General features: G+C 70.4%; 5 protein-coding genes and 1 pseudogene. 5 read left to right on the forward strand and 1 reads right to left on the reverse strand.

Features of this window, described 5'->3' with window-relative positions:
• The first annotated feature begins 125 nt into the window (after positions 1-125).
• Genes recC through recD form a run of 3 tightly spaced genes read left to right on the forward strand, consistent with a single transcriptional unit; the run spans position 126 to position 9,969 of the window.
• Positions 126-3,758 (forward strand): exodeoxyribonuclease V subunit gamma, encoded by a 3,633-nt coding sequence (gene recC / locus BOX17_RS05005; RefSeq protein WP_071942349.1) that lies wholly within the window; start codon positions 126-128, stop codon positions 3,756-3,758.
• Positions 3,755-7,777 (forward strand): exodeoxyribonuclease V subunit beta, encoded by a 4,023-nt coding sequence (gene recB / locus BOX17_RS05010; protein WP_071942350.1) that lies wholly within the window; start codon positions 3,755-3,757, stop codon positions 7,775-7,777. The genes recC and recB overlap by 4 nt, the downstream gene beginning before the upstream one ends.
• Positions 7,774-9,969 (forward strand): exodeoxyribonuclease V subunit alpha, encoded by a 2,196-nt coding sequence (recD, locus tag BOX17_RS05015; RefSeq protein ID WP_071942351.1) that lies wholly within the window; start codon positions 7,774-7,776, stop codon positions 9,967-9,969. Before recB ends, recD begins: the two co-directional genes overlap by 4 nt.
• A gap of 3 nt (positions 9,970-9,972) precedes the next feature.
• Here the strand turns inward: recD and BOX17_RS05020 are convergent, their stop codons facing one another.
• Positions 9,973-10,470: a hypothetical protein gene (locus BOX17_RS05020; RefSeq protein WP_071942353.1), complete on the reverse strand. Its 498-nt coding sequence runs from the start codon at positions 10,468-10,470 to the stop codon at positions 9,973-9,975.
• Positions 10,471-10,611: 141 nt separating this feature from the next.
• Between BOX17_RS05020 and BOX17_RS05025 the strand changes: the two are divergent.
• Both BOX17_RS05025 and BOX17_RS05030 read left to right on the forward strand, forming a co-directional pair.
• A pseudogene (locus BOX17_RS05025) lies at positions 10,612-10,830 on the forward strand (ATP-binding domain-containing protein); the annotation flags it as partial.
• Positions 10,831-10,959: 129 nt separating this feature from the next.
• On the forward strand, positions 10,960-12,165 hold the full coding sequence (locus BOX17_RS05030; RefSeq protein WP_071942356.1) for a GGDEF domain-containing protein: 1,206 nt from the start codon (positions 10,960-10,962) through the stop codon (positions 12,163-12,165).
• Positions 12,166-12,187 lie beyond the last annotated feature (22 nt).

Below are 12,187 nucleotides of genomic sequence, written 5' to 3' on the forward strand. Positions count from 1 at the left end.
CCCTTCAGACGATTCGGCCCCATGGTGACGCCGAGCAATCGCGTCGGCCAGCGACGGTCCAGGTGTATGCGGCCAGGGTTTTGCGGCACCATGGCCCCCTGCCCGCCCGCCGCGAAGGAATCGCCATGCCCCTCACCGCTCTCCGGTCCCCCGAGCTCACTCCCGGCTTCATGGTGATCCACGGCAACCGCCTGGAGGCGCTGCGCGACCTGGCGGTGGAGTGGATTCGCCACCACCCGCTGGGGCCGCTCGAGGACGAGGTGATCCTGGTGCAGAGCAACGGCATCAGCCAGTGGCTGAAGCTGGCGCTGGCCGCCGACCCGCCCAAGGGCGCCGGCATCGCCGCGGCGATGGACGTCACCCTGCCGGCGCGCTACCTGTGGCAGGCCTACCGCGCGGTGCTGACCCAGCAGGACGGCCCCGAGGCCGTGCCGCCGGCCTCCCCGCTGGACAAGCCGCGGCTGGTCTGGCGGCTGATGCGCCTGCTGCCGGAGCTCACGGACGACGAGACCTTCGCGCCCCTGGCGCGCTTCCTCGCCGACGACGAGGACCGCCGCAAGCGCCACCAGCTCGCCGAGCGGCTGGCCGACCTCTTCGACCAGTACCAGGTCTACCGCGCCGACTGGCTCGCCGCCTGGGCCGAGGGCCGCGACGAGCTGATCGACGCCCGCGGCCAGGCCCGGCCGCTCGCCGAGGACCAGCGCTGGCAGCCGGCGCTGTGGCGGCGGCTCCGCGACGACATCGGCGAGGCCGGCCTCGCCACCAGCCGCGCCTGGGTGCACACCCGCTTCCTCGAGGCGTGCCGCGAATTGACGCCCGAAACAAGACCCAATGGCCTGCCGCGCCGGGTGGTGGTGTTCGGCATCTCCTCGCTGCCCCGCCAAACCCTCGAGGCGCTGGCCGCGGTATCGAAGGTCACCCAGGTGCTGCTCTGCGTGCACAACCCCTGCCGCCACTACTGGGCGGACATCATCGAGCACAAGGATCTCTTGAGGGCCGCCCGCCGGCGCCAGCGCCACCGCCCCGGCATGCCGCTGGAGCTCGACGACACCGAGCTGCACCTCCACGCCCAGCCGCTGCTCGCCGCCTGGGGCAAGCAGGGCCGCGACTACCTGCGCCTGCTCGACGAGTTCGATGACCAGGACGCCTACCGGGCGCTGTTCGACGCCGAGGCGATGCGCATCGATCTGTTCGACTCGCCCGCCGAGGCCGAGGCGCCGGGGCTGCTGCAGCAGCTGCAGGACGATATCCTCGAGCTGCGCCCGCCCCAGGAGACCCGCGACACCTGGCCGGCCGTCGACCCGGGGCGCGATCGCAGCCTGCGCTTCCACGTCGCCCACAGCGCCCTGCGCGAGGTGGAGATCCTCCACGACCAGCTGCTCGCCGCCTTCGACGCCGACCCCACGCTGCGCCCGCGCGACGTGCTGGTGATGGTGCCGGACATCGACACCTACGCCGCCGCCGTGCAGGCGGTGTTCGGCCGCCTGGCGCCGGACGACCCGCGCCATATCCCCTTCACGCTCTCCGACCAGACCAGCCGCCACCGCCAGCCGCTGCTGGTGGCGCTGGAGGCACTGCTGCACCTGCCGGAGGCGCGGCTCACGGTGAGCGATCTGCTGGACCTTTTGGAGGTGCCGGCCCTGCGCGGGCGCTTCGGGCTGGACGCCGAGGCCCTGCCGGTGCTGCGCCGCTGGATCGAGGGCGCCGGCATCCGCTGGGGGCTTAACGCCACGCAGCGCGCCCGGCTCGACCTGCCCGGCGGGCTCACCGCCAACACCTGGGCCTTCGGCCTGCGCCGGCTGCTGCTCGGCTACGCCGTCGGTGACACCGCCGACGGTCCCTGGCACGACATCGAGCCCTATGGCGACATCGGCGGCCTGGAGGCGGCGCTGGCCGGCCCGCTGATGGACCTGCTCGACGTGCTCGAGGCCCAGTGGCGCGCGCTCTCCGAGCCCGCCGACGTGGCCACCTGGTGCCGGCGGCTGCGCGGGCTGCTGGCCACATGCTTCGCCGCCGAGGACGAGGCGGACCTCGCCACCCTGAGCCGCCTGGAGGAGCTGCTGGAGGAGTGGCAGGAGACCACCGAGGACGCCGGCCTGACCGAGGCGCTGCCGCTCTCGGTGGTGCGCGAGCACTGGCTCGGCCAGCTCGACGAGGCCAACCTCTCCCAGCGCTTCCTGGCCGGCGCGGTGAACGTCGCCACCCTGATGCCGATGCGCGCCATCCCCTTCCGCCACGTCTGCCTGCTGGGCATGAACGACGGCGAGTACCCGCGGGTGCAGCGGCCGCTGGACATCGACCTGATGGGCCACGACTACCGCCCCGGCGACCGCTCCCGCCGCGAGGACGACCGCTACCTCTTCCTCGAGGCACTGCTCTCGGCCCGGGACAGCCTGATGATCAGCTGGGTCGGCCGCAGCATCCACGACAACGAGCCCCGCCCGCCCTCGGTGCTGCTCGGCCAGCTGCGCGACCACCTGGCCGCCGGCTGGCGACTCGCGGGACGAGAGCATGAAGAGGACGCCGGCCAGGCGCTGCTCGACGCCCTGACCACCGAGCACCCGCTGCAGCCGTTCAGCAGGAGCTACTTCACGGACAACGCCCGGCTGTTTACCTACGCCCGGGAGTGGCGGGCGGTGCACCAGGCCGCGCCGGATGCCGTGGCCTACGGCGAGCTGCCGCCCATCGAGCTCGACAGCGCCCTGCCGCTGGCGCGACTCAGCGGCTTCCTCAAGGACCCGGTGAAGGCCTTCTTCACCACCCGGCTCGGCGTCTACCTCGAGCGCGAGGCGCTGGAGAGCCCCGACCACGAGCCCTTCGCCCTGGACGGCCTCGACCACTGGCAGCTCCAGCAGGCGCTGATCGAGGCCGGGCGCCGCGCCTTGGACGAGGGCAAATCGCCGACGCCCGCCGTCCACGACACCCTGGCGCGCCTGGAGCGCGAGGGACGCCTCGCCATGGGCGGCTTCGCCGAGCTGATGCGCGAGCACCTCGTCGAGCCCCTGGACGACCTCTTCGAGGCCTACGCCGAGAAGCTCGAGGCCTGGCCCCTCGCCTGGGAGACGCCGGCGTCCGTGTCGCTCGAGCTCGCCACCCCAGACGGTCCGCTGTCGACTGATTCTCTACGAGTGGAGGACTGGCTGGACGGCCTGCGCGAGAACGCCGAGGGCGAGCGCTGCCGGCTGGTGCTGATGACCAGCAGCCTGGTCAACAAGGGCAAGTACAACTGGAAGCACTGGCTCGCCCCTTGGGTCGGCCACCTCGCCGGCCAGCTCGCCCTCGGCCCCATGACCACGGTGCTGCTCTCCCGCGCCGGCGGCGGCACCCTGGCACCGCTGGACGAAGCCACCGCGCGCGCGCACCTGGAGGCCATCGCCCGCGCCTGGCGGGCCGGCATGACCGCCCCCCTGCCGCTGGCCCGGGACACCGCCTTCGCCTGGCACGAGAAGGGCGGCGACGCGAACGCCCTGGCCCGCGTCTTCGGCAGCGACGAGAAGGCGGAAGAGGCCGACCTCAAGGCCTGGAAGGCCGCCGCGCGCGTCTTCGAGGGCGACGACTACACCGCCGGCGAGCGCGACCGCGATCCCTACCTCGCCCGCCAGTGGCGTGACCTCGCAAGCCTCGTTCGCCACCAGGCCGCCGGCCGGCGCTTCACCGAGCTGACCGCGGCGCTCTACGCCCCATTGCACGACACCGTGAAGGCCAAGGGCGTCGACAGGAAGAACGGCGGCAAGGGCCAGGGAGGCAGCAACTCATGAACTCGCCCGATACCGCTCGAAATAACGTGGAAAGCGTGCACACGGCCGAGACGCCGCGCCTCGACCCGGTGGCGCTGCCGCTCACCGGCAGCCGGCTGATCGAGGCCAGCGCCGGCACCGGCAAGACCTTCACCATCGCCCTGCTCTACCTGCGCCTGGTGCTCGGCCCCCGGAACGAGGAGGACGCGGCCAGCTTCCCGCGGCCGCTGACGCCGCCGGAGATCCTGGTGGTGACCTTCACCAACGCCGCCACCCAGGAGCTGCGCGACCGCATCCGTGCCCGGCTGGTCGAAGCGGCCGAGGCCTTTTCTCCACAGGCGCCCGACGACGCGCCCGAATCGGGGACGGACCCCGATTCCTTAGCAAGTAGCGATAGCCACGAAGGGGCACCGGGAGCAGATCAAAGCGGAGGTCATTCGACAGGGATGTCGAATGTAGCGCCCAGGGAGGGGTTCACAGCGCCTCCGCGGCGACCTGCCGCCGGATCAGCCCCGTCCCAGAACGAAACCGGAGATCTCTTCGCAGAACCTTCTGTGGATAACACAGAGCCCGAAGCAGAACTCTCACCGAGCAGCGAACCGCCGGGCAGCGATCCGCTGCTCGCCCTGCGCGACAGCTACCCCCGCGAGAGCTGGCCGACCTGCGCCCGCCGGCTGCGGCTGGCCGCCGAGTGGATGGACGAGGCCGCGGTCTCCACCATCCACTCCTGGTGCCACCGCATGCTGCGCGAGCACGCCTTCGACAGCGGCAGCCTGTTCGCCCTGGAGATGTCGCTGGACCAGTCCGAGATGGACCTGGAGATCGCCCGAGACTACTGGCGCAGCTTCTACTACGACCTCGACCCCGAGGCGCTGGCGATCGTCGCCCGCTACTGGACCACGCCGGACGCCCTCAACGACACCGCCGCCCGGCTGCGCACCCACGCCGCCGCCCTGCCCGCCGCGCCACCGCCCTTTGATGCGCTCGCGAACTACCGCGAGCAGCGCGCCGCGGCGCTCGCCGAGCTCAAGGCGCCCTGGCCGGCCTGGCTCGACGAGCTGGAAGCCCTGCTCGAGGCGGCCGCCCAGCGCAAGGCCTTCAACGGCCAGAAGCTCAACGCCAAGAGCCGCGCCAACTGGCTCGCCGCCCTGCGCGAATGGGCCCATGACCCCGAACTCGCGAGCCCCGATCTCACTCCCGCCGCCTGGAAGCGCCTGACGCCCGACGGCATCACCGAGATCTGGAAGGAAGAGCCGGCCCCGAACCTGCCCGCGCTGGAGGCGCTGGAAGAGTTGCCGGATAAGCTCGCCGCGCTGCCCGACCCCTTCGCCGACCTGCTCGCCCACGCCGTGCACTGGATGGCCGCGCGCCGGGAGACCGTGCAGCGCCGCCGCGCCGAGCTCGGCCCCGACGACCTGCTGCACCGGCTCGACGCCGCCTTCGCGGGCGAGGCCGGCGAGACGCTCGCCGCTCGCATCCGCGAGCAGTTCCCGGTGGCGCTGGTCGACGAGTTCCAGGACACCGACCCGGTACAGTACCGCCTCTTCGACCGGGTCTATGAGCTGGAGAAGAACCGGGACGACAGCGCCGTGCTGCTGATCGGCGATCCCAAGCAGGCGATCTACGCCTTCCGTGGCGCCGATATCCACACCTACCTCCAGGCCCGGCGCGACACCGCCGGCCGCCACGTCACGCTCGGCACCAACTTCCGCTCCGCCGAACCCATGGTCGCGGCGGTCAACCGGGTGTTCGAACATGCCGAGCAGAGCGACGCCGGCGCCTTCCTGTTCCGCCGCGGCGACGACAATCCCGTCCCGTTCAGCCCTGTAGAGACGAACGGTCGCAAGGATGCCCTCACGCGAAACGGCGCCACACAGCCGGCGCTGACCCTCTGGCACCTGGCCGCCGACGAGACGCTTTCCAAGGGCGCCTACCTCCACGAGCTGGCCGGGCGCTGCGCCACCGAGATGGCCAGCCTCCTGCGCGAGGGTCAGGCCGGGCAGACGGGTTTTGTGAAGGCCAGTGGTGAAGAGCAAGGAGAGCTGCGCCCGCTGGCGCCGTCGGATCTCGCGGTGCTGGTCAACAACGCCGGCGAGGCCCGCGCCATCCGAAGCGCCCTGCTGGCCCGCGGCATCCGCAGCGTCTACCTCTCCGACAAGGAGGGCGTGTTCGAGACCGAGGCCGCCGCCGAGCTGGAGGGGTGGCTCGCCGCCTGCGCCGCGCCGGACGACGAACGCTGCCTGCGCGCCGCGCTCGCCACGCCGAGCCTCGGGCTCTCCCTTGCCGAGCTCGACGCCCTGAACGGCGGCCCCCAGCAGGACGAGCTGGCCTGGGAGGCGCGGGTGATGCAGTTCCGCGACTACCATCGCCAGTGGCAGCGCCGCGGCGTGCTGCCCATGCTGCATCGACTGCTGGCCGACTTCGCGGTGCCCGGGCGGCTCTTGGCGGTGCCCGAGGGCGAGCGACGGCTCACCGACATGCTGCACCTCGGCGAGCTCTTGCAGGAGGCCAGCGCCGAGATCGACGGCGAGCACGCCCTGCTGCGCTTCCTCGCCGAATCCCGCGCGCATCCGCACGCGCAGTCCGACACCCACCGCCTGCGCCTGGAGAGCGACGCCGACCTGGTGCAGGTGGTGACCATCCACAAGTCCAAGGGCCTGGAGTACCCGCTGGTGTTCCTGCCCTTCATCGCCGCCTTCCGCCCGGTGAAGCAGGGCGACCTGCCGCTGCGCTGGCACGACGACGACGGCCACCTGCGCCTGACGCTCTCCGCCGACGAGGCGACGCTCGCCCGCGCCGACCGCGAGCGCCTGGGCGAGGACCTGCGCAAGCTCTACGTCGCCCTGACCCGCGCCCGCCACGCCACCTGGCTCGGCCTGGCGCCGCTGGACGCCATGGAGCGCAGCGCCGTCGGCCACCTGCTCAAGGGCGGCGAGGAACTGACGCCCGAGGCCCTGCGCCCAGCCCTCGAGGCGCTGGCGGACGCGGATGGTCACGAGAGAGGTCGGGTGACGGTGATCGACGCTCCCGAGGCCGAGGCCACGCCGGTCGAACTCGCCACCGACGACACGCCGCTCGGCCATGCCCGCGCGCCCAGCCGGACGATCCGCGAGCACTGGTGGATCGCCAGCTACTCGGCGCTGCGCACCGGCGCCACCCCGGATGAGGAAGCTGAATCCGCCGTCCAGGCCGAGCCGGCCCCCGAGCCCACCACCGCCGACGAGGCCACGGCGATGGAGGTGATCGACGAGCCCTTCGACGCGGCGGCTTCCACGGTGAGCGAGGGCTCGCTTCACCGCTTCCCCCGCGGCCCCTCGGCGGGCACCTTCCTGCACGGCCTGCTGGAGTGGGCCGGCGAGGAGGGCTTCGCCCGGGTGGCCCAGGACGCCGAGATGCGCGCCGACACCCTGGCCCGGCGCGCTAACCGCCGCGGCTGGGAGGGCCAGATCGCCGCCCTCGAACAGTGGCTGCCGGAGCTACTGACCACGCCGCTGCCGGTGCCGAATTCGGACGATGGCGAGGCCGCGCCGCTGCGCCTCGATGCCCTGGACGGCTACCGGGTCGAGCTGGAGTTCTGGTTCGCCGCCCACCGGGTGAACACCCGCCGACTGGACGCCCTCGTAAGCGCTCACACACTCGGCGGCCGGCCGCGGCCGGCGCTCGAGCCCGATACCCTCAACGGCATGCTCAAGGGCTTCATCGACCTGGTGGTGGAGCACGAGGGGCGCTTCTACGTGCTCGACTGGAAGTCCAACCACCTGGGCGCCGACGACGCCGCCTACACCGAGGCGGCGATGGGTGAGGCCGTGCTCGAGAAGCGCTACGACGTGCAGTACTGCCTCTACCTGCTGGCCCTGCACCGGCTGCTCGCGGCCCGGCTGCCGGACTACAACATCGAGCGCCACCTGGGCGGGGTGCTCTACGTCTTCCTGCGCGGCACCCGCGCGCCCTCCCGCGGCGTGCACGCCGAACGCCCGCCGAGCGAGCTGATCCTCGCGCTCGATACCCTGTTTCGCGCCGCCGAGGAGGCCGCCGCATGATGCCGGATACCCCGAACCACACTGCCGCGCCCGAAGCCGCGCTGATGCAAGCGCCCGAACAGGCGCTGGCCAATCACGCGGCGCTCTTCGCCCTGCTCGACCGCTGGGTGGCGCGCGGCTGGCTGCGCTCGCTGGACCGCGCCTTCGCCGCCTTCCTGCATCGCGAGGCGACGGCGGCCAACGGGGTGAGTGAAGCCTCACCCCTGCTGTTGCTGGCGGCCGCACTCGCCAGCCACCAGCTCGGCCGCGGCCACGTCTGCCTGGATCTCACCCAGACGCTCGCCACGCCGGACCTCGCGCTCTCGCTGCCGCCGGAGGGCGACAGCCTGGAGGACCCGCCGCCGCTGCCCAGCCGGGTGATGGCCGCGCTGGAGCTGGACGCCTGGCGTGCGGCGCTGGCCCAGCCGGAGCTGGTCGCCGAGGGCCCCGGCAGCACCCCGCTGGTGCTCGCCGGAAGCCGAGAGCGCCCCCGGCTCTACCTGCGCCGCTACTGGCAACACGAGCAGGATATCCACAGCCGGATCAATGAGCGGCTCGGCGAGGCAAAGAGCGACGACGAGACCCCGGATGCGGCCCGCCTGCGCCCAATCCTCAACGCCCTCTTCCCCAACCGGAGCGATGCCCCGCACGCGATCGACTGGCAGAAGGCCGCCTGTGCGCTGGCCGGCCGCTCGCGCTTCGCGGTGATCACCGGCGGCCCCGGTACCGGCAAGACCACCACCGTGGTGCGCCTGCTCGCCCTGCTCCAGGCGCTGGCCCTCGGCGAAAATGGGGGTGAAGGCGAGGGTGAGGGAGAACAGGCCCTGCGCATCCGCCTGGCCGCCCCTACCGGCAAGGCCGCCGCCCGGCTCAACGAATCCATCGCCGGCCAGGTGGCGAAGCTCGACCTCGACGGCCTGGCCGACGACCCCGAGCGGCTGCGAAGCGTCATCCCCAAGGAGGTCTCGACGCTGCACCGGCTGCTCGGCTCCCGACCCGACACCCGCCGCTTCCGCCACGACCGCCACAACCCGCTGCCGCTGGACGTGCTGGTGGTGGACGAGGCCTCGATGGTGGATGTGGGCATGATGGCCGCGATGCTCGAGGCGCTGCCGCCCCGGGCGCGGCTGGTGCTGCTCGGCGACAAGGACCAGCTCGCCTCGGTGGAGGCCGGCTCGGTGCTCGGCGACCTGTGCGCCCGGGCCGAGGGCGGCCACTACACCCCTGCCACCGCCGAGTGGCTGGGAGAGGCCACCGGCCAGCCTCTGCCCGCAAAGACGCTGGACGCCGACGGCCAGCCGCTGGACCAGGCCATCGCCATGCTGCGCGTCAGCCACCGCTTCACCGCCGACAGCGGCATCGGCCAGCTGGCCGCGGCGATCAACCTCGAGGCCGCGCCCGCCGCCAAGCGCCACGCCATCACCACGGCGCTTACCCACGGCTTCGCGGACCTCTCGCACCACAAGCTTTCCGCCGACGACGAGCGCGGCCTGGCCCGCCTGGCCGTGACCGGCTGCCCCGAGCGCTTTCCGAATGCCAAGGCAGCCGATGCGCCGCCGGTGGGCTATCGCCACTTCCTGAGCGTGATGACCGAGCAGCGCCCGGCCGACCAGGCGGATCAGCAAGACTTCGATGACTGGGCAAGACAGGTGCTCGCGGCCCACGGCGACTTCCAGCTGCTGTGCGCACTGCGCCGCGGCCCCTGGGGCGTGGAGGGCCTGAACGAGCGGGTGCGCCAGGCGCTGGAGCAGGAGAAACTGATCGACAGCGAGGACGGCCGCCAGCGCTGGTACCCCGGCCGCCCGGTGCTGGTCACCAAGAACGACTACGGCCTGGGGCTGATGAACGGCGATATCGGCATCACCCTGGACATGCCGCGCCCGGGCGCTGTGCCCGGCGACGGCAGCCGCCGCCTGCTGCGGGTGGCCTTCCCCGCCGGCGACGGCACCGATCGCATCAAGTGGGTGCTGCCCTCGCGCCTGCAGGCGGTGGAGACGGTGTTCGCGATGACGGTGCACAAGTCCCAGGGCTCGGAGTTCACTCACGCCGCCCTGGTGCTGCCCGACGCGCCGAACCCCATCCTCACCCGGGAGCTGGTCTACACCGGCATTACCCGCGCCCGCCACTGGCTGACGCTGGTCGAAACCGGCCGCGGCCAGCTGATGGACGCGGCGCAAAGGCGAGTGATGCGAGTGAGTGGGTTGGGGAGTTGATGTTCACGGGGCGCCAAACAGCGCCTCGTAGACCTCCACGGCACTTTCGTATTTGACGAAATGGCTTTTGGGGATGTGACGAATCGCAGGGCGCTCCGCCTTGATCCCTTCCGCATTGCCCTTGGTGTGCTTTGCCACCTTGAACCCCGAGAGATCAGGCAGCGGCTCTCCCGGTGAACCGCCGAAGATCAGGAATGGGCCCAACTCTAACGTCTCGGCATCGAATTGAATCCAGACCACCACGCCTGACGGCTTGCCACCAAGCGCCGTATGCACGTTCTGCTTGGCGGTTCTCGCCTCTCGACTGGAAGCCTTGAGCTGGAGATGGCGGACAAAGCCATTTTCTTCAGCAATCAGATCGTATCCGCTGTTGTCGACTTCTGGTTTTGCAACTTCTAGCCTGCAGCCTCTCTCAAGCCAGGAATGCTTGAGCAATTCACCGACGAACAGATGTTCAATCAAGCGCTCTCGGTACGACGAGTGGATGAAGTGTTGTTTCAATTTTAATCTCCTCTAGCAACAGCACTGCATGCATATCACACCGAAAATTAGCCACTAGGTCAGGGAAAATTTTTCCTTTCAGAGACGAAAAACATTACACCAAGTAGATACTACTCTCACGCCTGCATGTGGTGGATGAGGGTGTTCGCGATGACGGTGCACAAGTCCCAGGGCTCGGAACTCATCCACGCCGCCCTGGTGCTGCCCGACGCCCCCAACCCCATCCTGACGCGGGAGCTGGTCTACACCGGCATCACCCGCGCCCGCCACTGGCTCACCCTGGTCGAGACCGGCCGCGGCCAGCTGCTGGACGCGGTGGAGCGGCGGGTGATGCGGGTGAGCGGGCTGGGAGCCGGATGAGCATTGGCACCCGCTTGTTTTAGCACTATCTTTAAATGCTTATATTGCAGGTGGCTGGCAGGTAAGCGCTCACCGCGAACGCCAGAAAGGACACGTCGACGATCACCCCAGGACCGGGAGAGCCGCCCTATGTCGTCACCCATCACCAGAGGCCGGTTGAACCGGCTGACCGGTCAGTTTCACGAGCCCGGCAGGGAAGCGATGTATCGCCGGGATATCGCGCCCAGGGTGCGACGCGAGTCCTGCCTGGCGCTCTGCGTGGCGGCCCTGGTCTTCGGCATGTTTGCCATTTCCGACTACCACTATGTCGGCATGGGCACCCCGCTCACCCTGCTGCTCGCCATGCGCCTGCTGGTGGTCGCGTCCTGTCTGGTACTGGCCCTCATGATCGGACGCTGGGGCGACTATTCCCGCAAGGCCTGGCTGCACGCCCTGCCCCTCTGGATACTGGCGACAGGCATCATCCTGATCGTGCCCTTGCGCCCCGAGAGCCTATCCACCCAGGTCACCGCGGTGGCGATGGCCACCATGGCGTTCTACCTGCTGATCCCCAACCTGCTGCCCATCGTGGCCCTCGCGAGCCTCTACCTGAGCCTGGGCTTCCTGGCCTCGGCGGTGATGGTGGCGGACATTCCCGCCGTGGTGGCACTGCGCATTGCGCTGCTGCTGGTCATGGCCAATGCCGTGGGCTTCTTCGCCCTGCTGCGCCTGGAAAAGCTGCAGCGAAAACAATATGCGCTCCTGCAGGAAGAGCGGTCCCAGAACCAGCAGATGGCCGAGGAAATCGCTCACCGCAAGTCGCTGGAAGCCCAGCTGCGCAGGGTCGCCGAACGGGATGTCCTGACGGGCCTGGACAGTCGCGTTCATTTCATGACGCGAGCCCAGGACCTGCTTCAGCGGTCACAGTTCGACAAGTCGCCCTTCAGCCTGATGATGATCGACGTGGACCACTTCAAGGCCATCAACGATACCTGGGGACACAGCCAGGGCGATCGCGTGCTGGCCACGATCGCGGACACCTGCAAGCGATCCCTCCGGCCCCAGGACGTGATCGGGCGTTTCGGCGGCGAGGAATTCATCGTGGCCCTGCCGGACACTCACCTGGAGGACGCTCGAATGGTGGCGGAGCGGCTGCAGCGTAAGGTCGCCGAGCTGCCGGTGCGGGAGGACATGCCCGACCACCGCCTGACCGTCACCATCGGTATCGCCGGAGGCCACGAGGAGGCGACCGACTTGCCCTCCCTGATCCAGTCGGCGGACCAGGCCCTGTATGCCGGCAAGCACGGCGGCAGGAACCGGGTGGTGATGAGTGACGAAGGGAGAGCCAAGGCGTGAAGGGGAAGAGGCTCGTAAAGTG

Origin of the sequence: Halomonas aestuarii (assembly GCF_001886615.1) — a bacterium.
Classification (GTDB): Bacteria; Pseudomonadota; Gammaproteobacteria; order Pseudomonadales; family Halomonadaceae; genus Halomonas; species Halomonas aestuarii.